The sequence below is a fragment of the Roseivivax sp. CAU 1761 genome, assembly GCF_054482755.1.
The window spans coordinates 1-14,580 of record NZ_JBTLRM010000010.1 but is presented as its reverse complement, the minus strand read 5'-3'; the positions used below and the strand labels follow the sequence as shown (position 1 = coordinate 14,580).

Here is a 14,580-nt window from a genome sequence, read left to right as displayed (position 1 = left end):
CAGACGGATTGCCCATAACTTTCCGGACCGGTCCCTCCGGCGCCCGCAGAGGCGCGGCGGTCCGGCCAGGGGGAGGACGGCACGTGATGGCGCGACGGCTGATGCTGATCGAGGACGAGCCCAACATCATCGAGGCGATCAGCTTTCTTCTGTCGCGCGACGGCTGGATCGTGAAGTCGCATGCCAACGGGTCGGATGCCGCCGAGGCGGTGCGCCGCGAACGCCCCGACGTGGTGATCCTCGACGTCATGCTGCCGGGCCGCTCGGGCTACGACATCCTGCGCGACCTGCGCGACCACCCCGAGACCGCCGATCTGCCGGTGATGATCCTGACCGCGCGGGGTCAGAACCGCGACCGCGAAACGGCCGAGCGGGCCGGGGTCAGCTGCTTCATGACCAAGCCCTTCTCCAATGCCGAGATGCTCGAGGCGGTGCGGGCGCTGGCCCCGGTGACATGAGCGCCGATCCCGGCACCGGCCCGATCCGGCCGCGTCCGGTCTTCCTGGAGCGGCGCTCCTACCGGCAACGCCGGCTGCGCGACGCGCTGCGGCTGCTGCCGCTGGTCGGGCTGCTGCTGTGGTCGCTGCCGCTGCTCTGGGGCGCGGGCGAGGCGCCGCCGCCCGCTGGGTCGCGGGCGCTGGCCTTCGTCTTCGCGGTCTGGCTCGGGCTGATCCTCGCCGGGCGCTGGCTGGCCCGCCGCATCGAGCCCGACCAGCCCGGTCCCGCCGGCGCCGGGGACGGATCGGAATGACCACCCTCAACGCGCTGGTCGCGGTCTGCCTGGCCTATGTGCTGTTCCTCTTCGCGGTGGCCTTCGTGGCCGAGCGCTGGGCGATGCGCGGCCGCGCCGCCTTCCTGCGCTCGCCCATCGTTTACACGTTGTCGCTGTCGATCTACTGCACCGCCTGGACCTTCTACGGCGCGGTCGGCTCGGCGGCGCGGTCGGGGCTGGAATACGTCGCGATCTATCTCGGCCCGAGCCTCGTCATGCTGGGCTGGTGGTGGGTGGTGCGCAAGCTGGTGCGGATCGGCCGCTCGAACCGCATCACCTCGGTGGCCGACTTGATCTCGGCGCGCTACGGCAAGTCGAACCTGCTGGCGATCGGGGTGACGCTGCTCGCGGTCGCGGGCACCACGCCCTACATCGCGCTGCAGCTGCAATCGGTGACGCTCTCGGTCGAGGTCTTCGCGGCGGCCGGCGGCGCGGAGGAGACCGGCGGGGCCGGGCGCAGCGGGTACACGGCGTTCTGGGTGGCCTGCGGGCTGGCGCTCTTCACCGGCATCTTCGGCACCCGCAACCTCGACGCCAACGAGCGCCATCACGGCGTGGTCATGGCGATCGCGGTGGAGGCGGTGGTCAAGCTCGCCGCGCTGCTCTCGGTCGGGGTCTTCGTGGTCTGGGGCATCGCCGGCGGCATCGGGCCGACGCTGGAGCGCATCGACGCCTCCGGCCTCGGCCTTTGGCAGGTCGAGGGCAGCCGCTGGGCCGGCATCACCTTCCTGTCGGCGGCGGCCTTCCTCTGCCTGCCGCGGATCTTCCAGGTGCTGGTGGTCGAGGCCTCGGGCGAGGACCAGCTGCGCACCGCCAGCTGGGCCTTTCCGGCCTACCTGATGCTGATGTCGCTCTTCGTGGTGCCGATCGCGGTGATCGGCCTGGACCTGATGCCCGCCGGCGCCAACCCGGACCTCTTCGTGCTCACCGTGCCCTTGGCCGAGGGCCGCGAGGGGCTGGCGGTGTTCTCCTTCCTGGGCGGCTTCTCCTCGGCCACCTCGATGGTCATCGTCGCCGCCATCGCGCTGTCGACCATGGTGTCGAACCACATCGTCATGCCGGTCTGGCTGCGCCTGGCGCAGGGCGGCGGGGCCTCGGTCTCGGGCGATGTCCGCCACGTCGTGCTGACGGCGCGGCGCATCTCGATCCTCGGCGTGGTGATGCTGGGCTATCTCTATTACTCGGTCTCGGGCGGCGGCGGGGCGCTGGCCTCGATCGGGCTCGTCTCCTTCGTCGGCGTGGCGCAGATCCTGCCGGCGATGCTGGGCGGCATCTTCTGGCGCGGCGCCACCCGGCTCGGCGCGCTGGCCGGGCTCAGCGCCGGCTTCGCGGTCTGGGTCTACTCCCTGTTCCTGCCCTCGATCGGGGCCACGGTCTATTCCGAGGCGATGCTGGCCGCCGGGCCCTTCGGGCTGGGCTGGCTGCGTCCCGAGGCGCTGTTCGGCATCGCCGGGCTCGACCCGCTGCTGCACGCGCTGCTGTGGTCGATGACGCTGAATGCCGGGGCCTTCTACGGCGTCTCGCTGCTGACCTTCCCGTCGCCGCTGGAGCGGCTGCAGGGCGCGCAGTTCGTCAACGTGTTCCAGCATTCGCCGGGGCCGCGCAGCTGGACCGCCGGGGTGGCCCAGAGCGAGGATCTGCTGATCATGGCGCAGCGCATCCTCGGCGCGCCCGAGGCGCTGCGGCTGTTCCGCCGCGAGGCCGCGCGGCAGGGCGGACGCGGCGACCTGCCGGAGCCCACGCCGGACTTCCTCGGCGTGCTGGAGCGCGAATTGTCGGGCTCGGTGGGGGCCGCCACCGCGCATGCCATGGTCGGCCAGATCGTCGGCGGCGCCTCGGTCTCGGTCGAGGACCTGATGGCGGTGGCCGACGAAAGCGCGCAGCTGCTGGAATATTCCGCCCGGCTCGAAGCGCAGTCGGCGGAACTGGCGCGGACCGCGCGGCAGCTGCGCGAGGCCAACCAGAAGCTGACCCGGCTGTCGGTGCAGAAGGACGCCTTCCTGAGCCAGATCAGCCACGAATTGCGCACGCCGATGACCTCGATCCGGGCCTTCTCGGAGATCCTGCGCGATGGCGGCCGGCTCGATCCCGGCGAGCAGACCCGCTTTGCCGCGATCATCCATGACGAGGCGGTGCGGCTGACCCGGCTGCTCGACGACCTGCTCGATCTCAGCGTGCTGGAGCACGGCCAGGTCAATCTCAACCTGCGCGCCGCGCCGCTCTCCGAGGTCATCGACCGGGCGGTGGCGGCGGCCACCGCCGGCGGCGCGGCGGCCGCCCTGCGCATCCGCCGCGACCCGGCGCGCGAGGCGGCGATCCGGCTCGAGACCGACGGCGACCGGCTGGCGCAGGTCTTCATCAACCTGATCAGCAACGCCGCGAAATACTGCGATGCCGGCCGCCCGGAGCTGCGCATTCGGGTCGCCGAGGCCGAGGCGGCGCTGCAGGTCGACTTCATCGACAACGGCTCGGGCATCGCCGCGGAGGCGCGCGACACGATCTTCGAGAAGTTCAGCCGCATTGCCGACCAGAAGGCCGGCGGCGCCGGTCTCGGGCTGGCGATCTGCCGCCAGATCATGGCGCGGCTCGGCGGCGCCATCGCCTACCTGCCGGGCGAGGGCGGCGCCGCCTTCCGGGTGACCCTGCCGCGGGCGGCGCGCGCCGCGGCCTGAGCGGCGAAAGCAATTGGTAACCCCGGTGCGGCTAAACCGGGGCCGGGCAGGGGAACGACGGACGGGCGTGATGCAGGCTGCCGAGACCGAAACGGTGCTGAGCCGCAAGGCCAGGGCCGCGCGACACGCCGCCGCGTCGCGCGGCGCCTCGCTCGAGACGGCGTTCGGGCGGGCGCTGGCGCGGACCGCGGAGGAGGCGTGGAACCTGGCGCTGGTGGCGCGCCAGATTCGCCATCTGCGGCGCGACCAGGCCCGCGCCGCCGACCTGTTGGCCGAGGGCGACGGCCTGCTGGTCCTGCTGGAGGGGCCGGGCGGCCGCCTCGGCGCGGCCTGGCTCGACCGCAGCGTCGCCGCCGCCCTGGTCGAGATCCAGACCCTGGGCGAGCTGCGCGAGGCCGCGCCCGAGCCGCGGCGCTTCACCCCCACCGACGCGGCGCTCGCCGCGCCGCTGCTCGACGGCGTGCTGGCGCGGCTCGACCGCGCGCTCGACCAGTCGCCGGGCGGGCCCGCCGCGCGGGCGGCGCTCGCCGGGTTCACCGCCGGCCCGCTGATCGAGGAGGCCCGCATCGCCGCCAACCTGATGGTGGCGGCGCATTACACCGAGCTCAGCGCCGAGCTGGACCTGGGCGGCGGGCTGCGGCTCGGCCATCTGCGCCTGCTGGTGCCGGAACCGCCGCGCCCGGAGCCGGCGCCGCCGGCGGCACCCGAGGGCGCGCCGCGCCATGCCGAATGGCTGATGACCGTGACGGCGCAGATCGACACGGTCCTGGCGCGGATCAGCATGCCCTACAGCGCCGTGGCGGCGCTGCGGCCCGGCGACCTGCTCGACCTGCCGGCGCAGGCCGTGGCGGGCACGGAATTGCTGGCCGGCAACCGGGTGCGGGTGGCGCGGGGGCGGCTCGGGCAGATCAACGGCCAGCGCGCGGTGCGGATCGTCAGCACCGCGGCCGAGCCCGGCCCGGCCGCGGCGCCGCCGGCAGCCTCCGGGCCGCCCTTCGCGCCGGCCGCCGCGCCCGGCACCGGCCGGGAAGAGGGCGGCGCCCCGCCGCCGGCGACAGGGGAATCGGACCCGCGGGCCGTGCCGCGCACGGCGGCCCTGCTCGACGAGGAGGGGGAGGAGGATCTGCCCGATGTGCCGCCGCTCGACTTCCCCGGCGACGACGACACCTCCGACGGCGGCGCGCTGGAATTGCCCGACTATGACCCCGAGCGCCCCCGGCCGGAATAGCAGCGCCCCGGCCGCCCGCCGCCTGCAGCCGCGGCGCTCAGCGCAAGGCCGTGCGGGGCCGGGCCGGGCCGGTGCGCCGATCAACCGGCGGTGGCGCGCGCCTCCAGCGCCGGGCGCAGCCCGGCGAGATCGTAGCCCGCCCGCGCGGCTGTGGCGAGAATCTCCTCCACCGGCATCCGGCCGGCCTGTCCCAGCGCCCAGATCACGGTGCAGCGGGTGCCCGAGGCGCAATAGGCCAGGACCGGGCCGTCGGCCGCCTCGACCATCGCCATCTGGGCGGCGACATTCTCCGGCGTCATGGTCTGGTGGGTCAGCGCCAGCTCCTCGAAGCGCAGCCCGGCGCCCTCGACCGCCGCCCGGATCGCCGCCGCCTGGTGGCTCGGCGGGACCTCGGCATCGGGCCGGTTGCAGATCACCGTGCTGAACCCGTGGGCGGCCAGCTCGCCGGCATCCTCGGCGGAAATCTGCGGCGAGACGTGGTAGCGGTCGGTGATCGGACGGATATCCATGGGGCCCCCTCGATTGCAGGGAGATGTCTAATCCGGGCGTCCGGCCCTGTCGAGACGGGCCCGCGCCTTCACCTTTGCGAGAGCGCCGCTGCGGCGGCAAAGCCCTGCTCAAAGAATAAACTTTGAGGCGCTGATCCCGCCTATTTACACGCTCCCCAAACCATGATTGTTGCCCCGCGAGCATTCACAGGTCAAAGTGATGCAAGCGCCACATTGGTCTCGGGCGAATTGCCGCACCCGTGTCGCGCATGACCGCGACCGCGCCTGACCGCGCGACCCATGCCGAAGGGAGGATACGCGACATGAATTACAGCCTGAAACTCAAGGTAGACGCGCTGGGCCAAGAACTTGCGAGCTCCGACGAGACGACCCGCCGGGCGGTTCTGGAGCGTCTTGACCGGGCGTCCGGGCTGGGCATGCGCCGGGCGCGCCGGGCGGAAGCCGACCGTCGCGACGAATCACTCGAGGATTTTTTCGACAACCTGCCGATCTGATCGCGCCCTGGTTGCAGCCGTGCCACCGATCCGGCTCCCGTTCGGGGGCCGGTTTTCTTTTGTGACGGCGCCGGCTGCGCGCCCGGCGCGGGCCATGCGCCGGCGCGACCGCGCGACCCGCAGGATGCAATAGGCGAGCCCGGCGAGCCCCGCCACCGAGACCAGCGCGCCGCCCCACACCAGTGCTGCCATTCCGTCATCCTCCGTGCCGACCGGGGCTCGCGGTACGGCATGGGGCGGCGCGCGGCAACCCCTTGATGAGCGCGCGGGCTTCGGGGTAACCGAAGCGCTCTGACGGCAGGAGACGAATGCATGCAGGACAATGCGGACAGCGACGCCTACGGCGTGGCCGCGGGCGAGTTGAAGCAGTTCATCGAACGCTACGAGCGGCTCGAGGTCGAGAAGAAGGAAATCGCCGACCAGCAGAAAGAGGTGATGGCCGAGGCCAAGGGCCGCGGCTACGACACCAAGGTGCTGCGCAAGGTGATCGCGCTGCGAAAGCGCGACGCCGACGACATCGCCGAGGAAGAGGCGGTGCTGGAGATGTACAAGGCCGCGCTCGGCATGAGCTGAGCGCCGCGGGCGGGCCGGCGGCGGCGCGGCTGCGCCGGCCGGGCGCCGCCGGCCCTTCGGCTCACCCGGCGCCGGTCGGCACGGGCTGCGGCTGACCTGCCAGCGCCGCGCGCGGCAGGTCGATCTCGCAGGCCAGCCCGTCGCTGGCGAATTCCAGGCCGAGCTGGCCCGACATCTCGCGCTCCACCGTGGTGCGCAGGAGCCGCATGCCGAAGCCCTGGCGGTCGGTCCAGACCGGCGGCGGGCCGCCGCGCTCGTACCAGCCGATGCGGATCAGCTCGGGCCGGTCGGGCCGGGTCGCGCAGGTGATCCGCACGCGGCCCTCGGTGGCCGACAGGGCGCCGTACTTGATCGCGTTGGTGATCAGTTCGTGCAGCGCCATCGACATCGACACCGCGAGCTTGGGCATCAGCCGCTCGTCGGTGTCGAGCAGCAGCGACACGCGCCCCAGCTCCCCCACCGATTCGCCGCAGGCCTCCAGCGAGGTCGTCAGGATGTCCGACAGCATCGCGTTGGACCAGTTCTCGCGGGTCAGCAGGTCGTGCGCCGCGGCGAGCCCGCGGAGCCGCGACTGGAACTTGGTCTGCGCCAGGTTCGGATCCGACAGGTCGCGGAACGATTGCACGGCGATGCTCTGGACCACGGCCAGGGTGTTCTTCACCCGGTGGTTCAGCTCCTCCACCAGCAATTGGCGCGCCTCCTCGGCGCGGCGCATGTCCTCGATGTCGACGAAGGAGGCGATGGCGGCCAGCACCCGGTCCTCGTGATCGCGGAGCGGGCGGGCATTGACCAGCCAGCGCCGGTCGCCGGTGCTGCTGCGGAACAGCACCTCGCGGTCGGAGATCTCCTGGCCCTCCTCGATCGCCTTGACGATGGCGAGTTCGGAATGGGCGAAGGGCCGGCCGTCGAGATCGCGCCCCGGCAGCGCGTCGTAGCGTTCCAGCCCGCCTTCGAGCCCGGTGATCTCCATCATCCGCCGGGCCTCGCCGTTGACGATCGGCGGCTTGCCCTGCGGGTCGCGGGCCACGCTGATGCCCACCGGCGCCGTCTCGATCACCGCTTCGAGGAAGGCCCGCTCCATCGCCAGTTCGCGGCGGCTTTCGGTGAGCGCGCGTTCCGCCGCCTTGCGGTCGCTGAGGTCGATGCCGATGCCGATCTGGCGGCCGTCGCTAAGCCGGACATTCGACCAGCTGGTCGGGATGGAGCGGCCGTCGCGGGTCCGCATCGCGATGTCCATCCAGCCGTCGCAGCGGTCCATGAAGGCCGCGATCTCGTCGCGATAGGCGGGGTCGGGGAAGGCCAGCTCCATCACCGGCTCGTGCTGGGCCAGCTCGGTGTCCCAGCCGGTCAGGCGCGCGAAGGCCTCGTTGACCATCAGCACCGTCTTGCTGGTGTCGTACATGGTGATCATCACCGGGATGATGTCGACGATGCGCTGGAACAGGGCCTTCTCGGTCTCCAGCTCCGCCTCGGTGCGGCGCCGGGCCTCGATCTCGCCCTCGAGCCGGCGGCGCGCCTCCACCGCGTCGGTGATCTCGACCGCGGTGGCCACCAGCGACACGATGCGGTCGTCGCGGCGCACCGGGGTCAGGCTCCAGTTCCACCAGGTGGTGCCGCGCTCCAGCCCGTCGTAGCGGAAGCCCTCCATCGCGAAGGGCTCGCCGGTCGCCGCAACGTGGCGGTAGACCGCGAGCAGTTCGCCCGATTGCGGCGCGAAGTCGCTCAGAGGCCGTCCCACCACGCCGGTGCTGCGGAACGGCTCGTCGAGCACGGCCTGGAAGGCGGGGTTGTGGGCGATGCAGCGGAACGGCTCGGCCGCCTCGACCAGCGCCAGGCAGGCGGGAGAATGCTGGAAGAGTTCGTTCAGGTCGGAGTTCGGAATGCTCTCCGGCAAAACTGATTTCCTCCAACGGACTCAACGCGCAGTCGGGTCGATCGGCTGCAGTTCTGCGGTATACCTATCATGCTGACCCGCGGGGGCAACCGGGTCGGGCGGCGCCGGAGGTCACGACGCGGCCAGCGCTCCGGCATGGGGAATGTCGAGCCGGAACAGGGTGCCGCCGCCGTCGCGTGCCAGCCAGTGCGCCGCGCCGCCGAGCTTCTGCTCCATCGCCGCGAGGATCGCCATGCCCAGCCCCTTGCTGGCGGAGGGGTCGAAATCCGGCGGCAGGCCGCAGCCGTCATCGGCGACCTCGATGCGCAGCGCGTCGCCGTGCGGCCGCGCCGACAGATAGATCCGGGTGGCGCCGCTCTTCATCGCGTTCAGCACCAGCTCGGTCACCAGGTGGCCGATGGCCACCAGCTTGTCGCGGGGCAGCGCCAGCTCCGCGCAATCGAGCTCGATCAGCCCGCCCTGCGGGCAGAGCGGGAACAGCTCCTTGCTCAGCACCCGCAAAAACAGCGCCAGGTCGCCGGGCGCCCAGGGGTCGGGCAGGCTCTGCTGGATGTGCCGGCTGGCCTGCGCGATGGCGGCGACCCGGGCGGCGATGTCGCGCAGCTCCTCGGCCACGATGCCGCCATGACGGGCCGCCTTGCGCCGCGCGATGGAGGCCACGAGCTGCAGGCTGTTCATCATCCGGTGCTCGATCTCGCTGGCCATCAGCTCGGTGGCGCGCATCTCCTCGTGCCGCCGCGCGGCGGCCTCGCTGGCATCGCGGCCGAGCTCCAGCCGGTCCATCACCAGAGCCGCCAGGTCGTGCAGGGTCTCGAGTTCCGGCGCGGAGATCTCGCGCGGGACGCGGTCGAGCACGCAGAGCGTCCCGAGGAGCTGACCCTCGCGGCTGCAGAGCGGCACGCCGGCATAGAAGCGCAATCCGAAGGGGCCGGTGACCAGCGGGTGGGCCGCGGCGCTGGGATCGCGGCGTGCATCGGCCAGCACGCGCGGCGCGTTGGACTGGATGGCCGTGGCGCAGAGGCCGGGCCGCCGGGGCGTTTCCGACAGGTCGTGGTCGAGCCCGGCGGTGCTCTTGAACCAGATGCGGTCGCTGTCGACGAGCGAGATGGTGGCGGCGGGAACCTTCAGGAGCCGGACGGCGAGGGCGGTGATCCGGTCGAAGGCGGCCTCGCGCGCGGTGTCGAGAACGCCATAGCGCTGCAACGCTGCGATCCGCAGGGCTTCCATGTCCCGCGCCGCGGCCGGATGGTTCATCTCCCCGTCCTCTTCGTCGTCAGAGGTCTCCCTATGGGCGATCATTGCGGATCGCCGGGGGTTTGGCAAAGCCCAAAAGGTCCGGCTTTGTGTCACATTTCGGACAGTGCCGGGACCGGCCCGGGAGAGCCCCGCGGGGGGAACGAAAAACCCCCCGGCCGCGGGGGCCGGGGGGGCGGTGAGGCCGGGGCGAGGCCCGGCCACGAAGTCAGGCCGCGATCAGCCGGCCAGCGCCTTGTTGAGGTTCTCGTCGACCTTCTCGAGGAAGCCCATGGTGGTGAGCCACTTCTGGTCCGGGCCGACGAGCAGCGCCAGGTCCTTGGTCATGAAGCCCGATTCCACGGTCTCGACGATGACCCGCTCGAGCGTCTCAGCGAAGTTCGCCAGCTCGGCATTGTCGTCGAGCTTGGCGCGGTGCTTCAGGCCGCCGGTCCAGGCGTAGATCGAGGCGATCGAGTTGGTCGAGGTCTCCTCGCCGCGCTGGTGCTGGCGGAAGTGGCGGGTGACGGTGCCGTGCGCCGCCTCGGCCTCGACGATCTTGCCGTCCGGCGTCATCAGCTGCGAGGTCATCAGGCCCAGCGAGCCAAAGCCCTGCGCCACGGTGTCGGACTGCACGTCGCCGTCGTAGTTCTTGCAGGCCCAGACGAAGCCGCCCGACCACTTCATCGCCGCCGCCACCATGTCGTCGATCAGGCGGTGCTCGTAGGTGATCCCCGCCTCCTTGAACTTGTCGGCGAACTCGGTCTCGTAGACGTGCTGGAAGATGTCCTTGAAGCGGCCATCATAGACTTTCATGATGGTGTTCTTGGTCGAGAGGTAGACCGGCCAGCCCATCTTCAGGCCGTAATTCATCGACGCCCGCGCGAAGTCGGTGATCGAGTCGTCGAGGTTGTACATGCCCATGTACACGCCGGCCGACGGCGCGTCGTAGACCTTCTCCTCGATCTCCTCGCCGTTCTCGCCCTTCCACTTCAGCGTCAGCGTGCCGGCGCCGGGGAACTTGATGTCGGTGGCGCGGTACTGGTCGCCGAAGGCATGACGGCCGATGACGATCGGCTGGGTCCAGCCGGGCACCAGGCGCGGCACGTTCTGGCAGATGATCGGGGCGCGGAAGACGACGCCGCCGAGGATGTTGCGGATGGTGCCGTTGGGCGAGCGGTACATGCGCTTGAGGCCGAATTCCTCGACCCGCTGCTCGTCCGGGGTGATCGTCGCGCATTTCACCGCAACGCCGACTTCCTTGGTCTTCTCGGCGGCATCGACGGTGATCTGGTCGTCGGTGGCGTCGCGGCTCTCGATGCCCAGATCGTAGTAGAGAAGGTCGATGTCGAGATAGGGCAGGATCAGTTTCTTCTTGATGAAATCCCAGATGATCCGGGTCATCTCGTCGCCGTCCATCTCGACGATCGGATTTGCCACCTTGATCTTGGTCATCGGCCGTTCCCTCTGTTGCGCTTGAGTCGGATTGGCGCCGCTCTAGCGCAAAAGGCAAGCGGTGAAAAGAGCGGTATACCTTTGTATGCCGTTTGCCGTCGACGGTGCCCGCGACCGGGTCAGGCGGCGGCCGGGGCGGGGCGCTGATAGTCCCTGAGGCGCAGCATCAGGAGCAGCGCCAGCCCGGCCTCGGCGGCGATGGCGATGGCCATCGGCAGCGGCGTGCCGTCGAAGATCAGACCGACCGGGATCGCCAGCAGCACCGACAGCACGGTGGAGATCGCGCCGATCAGGCTGGCGGCGAGCCCGGCGATGTGGCCCAGCGGCTCCATCGCCAGCGCGTTGACATTGCCGACGGTGAGCCCGGCCATGAAGAACACCGTGCCCTGCCAGATCACGAAGGCGGCAAAGGCCGGCCCGCCGCCGAGCCCGGCCAGTTCGAGCCCGATCATCACCGCCGAGACCGCGAGTTCGACGGCGAGGATGGTCGTGACGATGCGCCGCATGCCGATCCGCACCACCAGCGCGGCGTTGAGGAAGCTGGCCGAGGCGGCGGCCACGGCGATGCCGCCGAACCAGAGCGGAAAGGTCTCGGCGCGGCCGAAGGTGACGTCGTAGATCGGCTGCACGCTCGACAACATGGAGAACAGCATGCCGTAGCACAGGGTCTGCACGGCGATGGAGATACGCACCACGCGGTGGCCGAACATCTCGCGCGCCGCGGCGGCAAGGGCGCCGGCCCGGAACGGCCGGCGGCGCGCGGGGGGATGGGTTTCCGGCAGCCGCAGCGACATCCAGAGCGAGAAGGTCGCGGCGAAGACCACGAAGGCCCAGAAGACCCCGCGCCAGCCGGCGAAGGCGATGATCACCGCGCCGAGGCTCGGCGCCAGCGCCGGCACCAGGGTGAAGACGATCATCACGAAGGACATGATGCGCGCCATCTCGCGGCCCGAGGTCAGGTCGCGGATGATCGCCAGCGCCACCACCCGCGGGCCGGCGGCGCCGAGCCCCTGCACCAGCCGCGCCGCCAGCAGCACCTCGAGGCTCTGGGCCGCCGCCGCCACCCAGGCGGCGAGGCAGTAGATCGCCGCCCCGCCCAGCACCACCGGCTTGCGCCCGACCGTGTCGGAGAGCGGGCCGGTGAAGAAGGTGCCGAGCCCCATGCCCAGCACGAAAACCGTCAGCACCAGTTGCGCGGCGTTGGCGTTGTCCGGCGCCAGCGTCCCGGCGATCTCGGGCAGGGCCGGCAACATCGCGTCGATGCTGAAGGCGATGGTGGCGAACATCATCGCGATCAGCGCGACGAATTCGCTGCGGGGAAGCGGCAAGCTCGGCATCGGGAAGCTCCTGACTCGGCCTCCCTCATAGCGCGGGACGAATTCAGAAACCAGTGGGTATCCGAATGTTTTCGATGTCCCGTCGGCGGCCCACCCGGCTCGGGGTCCGGCTCCGGGTCCGGCTCAGGCGCCGGCCTCGGCGGCCTTCAGCTCCGCGATCACCTTGATCCAGAGTTCGGGCGGCTGCGCGCCCGGCACGGCGTGCTGGCCCGCGACGATGAAGGTCGGCACCGAGGTGACGCCCATTTCGCGCGCCGCCGCGTCGCGGCCGCGGATCTCCTCGGCATCGGCCTCCGAGGCCAGCAGCCGCAGCACCACGCTGGCATCGAGCCCGATGCCGTCGGCGATGTCGGCCAGCACCTCGCGGTCGCCGATGTCGCGGCCCTCCTTGAAATAGGCCCGGAACAGCGCCGAGACCGCGGCGGTCTGGCGCCCCTCGATCCCGGCCCAGTGGATCAGGCGATGCGCGTCGAGCGTGTTGGGGGTGCGCGCGATGCCGTCGAGATTGAGGTTGAGCCCGGCCTTCTGCGCCTCCTCGGCGACCGGCATGTAGGCCCGCACCGCCGCCTCCTTGCCGCCGAACTTGGTCTCCAGATAGGTGCGGCGGTCCATGCCGCCCGCCGGCATGTCGGGGTTCAGCTGGAACGGGTGCCACTCGATGGTGAACGGGTGGTCGGGCACCTGTTCCAGCGCCCGGTCGAGCTTGGCCTTGCCGATATAGCACCAGGGGCAGATCGGGTCGGAGAGGATGTCGAGCTTCACCATTGAAACCACCTTTCGCGCGGCGAGACCCCCGCTCTAGCAGAGCCGGGGCCGGGATGCACTCAACCCCTCGGCAGCAATCCGGCCAGGGCGCGGCGGGAGAGCTTGCCATTGGGGTTCTTGGGCAGCGCCTCGGCGCGCTGCCAGATGCGCGGCTGCTTGTAGCGCGCCAGCCGGTCCGCGGCCCATCCCGCCAGCGCCGCCTCTTCGAGCGGCGCCGGCCCGGTCCAGAAGGCGGCGATCAGCGTCACCCCGGGCTTGATCTCGACATCGGTGACGCCGACCTCGTCGATGCCGGGATGCGCCAGCAGCGCCGCCTCGACCTCGAGCGGCGAGACCCGGAAGCCGCCGGCATTCATCATGTCGTCGGCGCGGCCGAGATAGGTGACCGAGCCGTCCTCGGCCATGCTGCCCTGGTCCCCGGTCAGGAACCACTCGCCGCGGAACTTCGCTGCCGTGGCCTCGGGCGCGCCGACATAGCCCAGCATCAGGCCGGGATCGCTGCGATGCACGGCGATCTCGCCGGGCGCGCCATGCGCCACCGGGCCGTCGGGGCCGAGGATGGCGATGCGGCGGCCGGGCTGCGGCCGGCCCAGCGTGCCCGGCGCCGCCGGCCGGCCGGGGCTGGCGGAGATGAAGGTCGAGCATTCCGACATGCCGTAGGCCTCGAAGATCGGCGTGCCGGTGGCCTCCTGCCAGGCCTCCCGGATCGGCGCGGCCAGCTTCTCCCCGGCCGAGAGACCGTGGCGCAGCTTCGGCAGGGCGAGCGGCCCGGCCTTCAGCAGGTTGCGGTAGACCCCGGGCGTGGCGGCGAAGATCGTCGCCTCGTGGCGCTTCAGCAGGAGCGGAAGCTGGCCGTGCTCGACGCCCTCGGCGGGGATCAGCGCGGTGGCGCCCGCCGCCCAGGGGTCGAGCAGGCCGGTGCCCAGCGTGTAGGTCCAGTTGAACGCGCCGGCATGGGCGAGGCGGTCGGACGCGGTCAGCCCGTACCAGCCCTCGACCATCATCTGCCGCGCCCAGACCGCGCGATGGGCATGCGCCACCGCGCGCGGCGTGCCCGAGGTGCCGGAGGTGAAGACGATGTAGGCCCGCCGCTCGGGATCGCCCATGGCGTAATCCGCCTGCGGGCCGCTGTGCCAGCGCCGCATGTCCTCGGTGGCGATCACCGGGCAGGCGGCCTCCGGACAGGCGATGCCCGGCGCGGCGAGGATCGCCGCCGGGTCGAGATGGGCGACCATCTTCGCCACCTCGCCCGCGGTCAGCTGCGCCGAGGTCGGCACCGGCACCAGCCCGGCGGCGATGGCGCCGAGAAAGGCGATCGGGAAATCCACCGAATTGCCGAGCCGCAGCAGCACGATCTGCCCCGGGGCGAGACCGGCGGCGAGCAGCCCGTGCGCGGTGCCGCGCACCGCCGCTTCGAGCCGTCCGTAGCTCCAGCGCTCAGCCCCGGTGGGGCGCAGTACCGCCAGCGCGATCTTGTCGGGATCGGGCGCGGCATGGCCCAGCACGTGGGCGGCGAGATTGAACGGGGCGGGGCAGGGCGCCGGGGCGCCGGCATCGAAGATCGCGGACATGGGCCCTGATCTGCCCCGGCGCCGCGCCGCTGGCAAGGGGCGCCGCGCCGCTGGCAAGGGGCGCCGCCCGCGCGGGC

The 14,580-nt window shown here is 71.5% G+C and carries 14 protein-coding genes; 6 read left to right on the top strand and 8 right to left on the bottom strand.

Annotation, left to right across the window (positions count from 1 at the left end):
- The first annotated feature begins 86 nt into the window (after positions 1 to 86).
- The 4 genes from ACXYMW_RS08310 to ACXYMW_RS08295 all read left to right on the top strand — a co-directional run bounded on the left by ACXYMW_RS08310 (position 87) and on the right by ACXYMW_RS08295 (position 4,672).
- On the top strand, positions 87 to 458 hold the full coding sequence (locus ACXYMW_RS08310; RefSeq protein WP_459034849.1) for a response regulator transcription factor: 372 nt from the start codon (positions 87 to 89) through the stop codon (positions 456 to 458).
- A complete protein-coding gene (locus ACXYMW_RS08305; RefSeq protein ID WP_459034848.1) occupies positions 455 to 751 on the top strand; it encodes a hypothetical protein in 297 nt (98 codons plus the stop codon). Before ACXYMW_RS08310 ends, ACXYMW_RS08305 begins: the two co-directional genes overlap by 4 nt.
- Positions 748 to 3,444 carry an ATP-binding protein gene (locus ACXYMW_RS08300; RefSeq protein ID WP_459034847.1) on the top strand — a complete coding sequence of 899 codons (2,697 nt, stop codon included), beginning with the start codon at positions 748 to 750 and terminating at the stop codon, positions 3,442 to 3,444. Before ACXYMW_RS08305 ends, ACXYMW_RS08300 begins: the two co-directional genes overlap by 4 nt.
- A gap of 70 nt (positions 3,445 to 3,514) precedes the next feature.
- Positions 3,515 to 4,672, top strand: a complete 1,158-nt coding sequence (locus tag ACXYMW_RS08295; RefSeq protein ID WP_459034846.1) for a FliM/FliN family flagellar motor switch protein — start codon at positions 3,515 to 3,517, stop codon at positions 4,670 to 4,672.
- Between the two features lie 80 nt (positions 4,673 to 4,752).
- Here ACXYMW_RS08295 and ACXYMW_RS08290 read toward each other — a convergent pair whose 3' ends face one another.
- Positions 4,753 to 5,181 (bottom strand): protein tyrosine phosphatase family protein, encoded by a 429-nt coding sequence (locus tag ACXYMW_RS08290; RefSeq protein WP_459034845.1) that lies wholly within the window; start codon positions 5,179 to 5,181, stop codon positions 4,753 to 4,755.
- 248 nt (positions 5,182 to 5,429) lie between these two features.
- Here ACXYMW_RS08290 and ACXYMW_RS08285 point away from each other — a divergent pair, with 248 nt between their 5' ends.
- Entirely contained in the window at positions 5,430 to 5,675 is a 246-nt protein-coding gene (locus tag ACXYMW_RS08285; RefSeq protein WP_459034844.1) for a hypothetical protein, read from the top strand.
- On the opposite strand, the gene ACXYMW_RS08280 is transcribed toward ACXYMW_RS08285, so the two are convergent.
- Entirely contained in the window at positions 5,640 to 5,867 is a 228-nt protein-coding gene (locus tag ACXYMW_RS08280; RefSeq protein ID WP_459034843.1) for a hypothetical protein, read from the bottom strand. The two genes, ACXYMW_RS08285 and ACXYMW_RS08280, sit on opposite strands and share 36 nt — an antisense overlap.
- A 120-nt stretch (positions 5,868 to 5,987) precedes the next feature.
- Between ACXYMW_RS08280 and ACXYMW_RS08275 the strand changes: the two genes are divergently transcribed.
- Positions 5,988 to 6,248, top strand: coding sequence for a DUF2312 domain-containing protein (locus tag ACXYMW_RS08275; protein ID WP_459034842.1), 261 nt, complete (start codon positions 5,988 to 5,990; stop codon positions 6,246 to 6,248).
- 61 nt (positions 6,249 to 6,309) lie between these two features.
- Here ACXYMW_RS08275 and ACXYMW_RS08270 read toward each other — a convergent pair whose 3' ends face one another.
- The 6 genes from ACXYMW_RS08270 to ACXYMW_RS08245 form a co-directional block, all read right to left on the bottom strand.
- Positions 6,310 to 8,142 (bottom strand): sensor histidine kinase, encoded by a 1,833-nt coding sequence (locus ACXYMW_RS08270; RefSeq protein ID WP_459034841.1) that lies wholly within the window; start codon positions 8,140 to 8,142, stop codon positions 6,310 to 6,312.
- Between the two features lie 111 nt (positions 8,143 to 8,253).
- Positions 8,254 to 9,396: a sensor histidine kinase gene (locus ACXYMW_RS08265; RefSeq protein ID WP_459034840.1), complete on the bottom strand. Its 1,143-nt coding sequence runs from the start codon at positions 9,394 to 9,396 to the stop codon at positions 8,254 to 8,256.
- A 219-nt stretch (positions 9,397 to 9,615) separates the two neighbouring features.
- Positions 9,616 to 10,830 (bottom strand): NADP-dependent isocitrate dehydrogenase, encoded by a 1,215-nt coding sequence (locus tag ACXYMW_RS08260; RefSeq protein WP_459034839.1) that lies wholly within the window; start codon positions 10,828 to 10,830, stop codon positions 9,616 to 9,618.
- Positions 10,831 to 10,949: 119 nt separating this feature from the next.
- Entirely contained in the window at positions 10,950 to 12,167 is a 1,218-nt protein-coding gene (locus ACXYMW_RS08255) for a multidrug effflux MFS transporter (RefSeq protein ID WP_459034838.1), read from the bottom strand.
- 123 nt (positions 12,168 to 12,290) lie between these two features.
- Positions 12,291 to 12,932 (bottom strand): DsbA family oxidoreductase, encoded by a 642-nt coding sequence (locus ACXYMW_RS08250; RefSeq protein ID WP_459034837.1) that lies wholly within the window; start codon positions 12,930 to 12,932, stop codon positions 12,291 to 12,293.
- A gap of 59 nt (positions 12,933 to 12,991) precedes the next feature.
- A complete protein-coding gene (locus tag ACXYMW_RS08245) occupies positions 12,992 to 14,503 on the bottom strand; it encodes a class I adenylate-forming enzyme family protein (protein WP_459034836.1) in 1,512 nt (503 codons plus the stop codon).
- Positions 14,504 to 14,580: the final 77 nt, after the last annotated feature.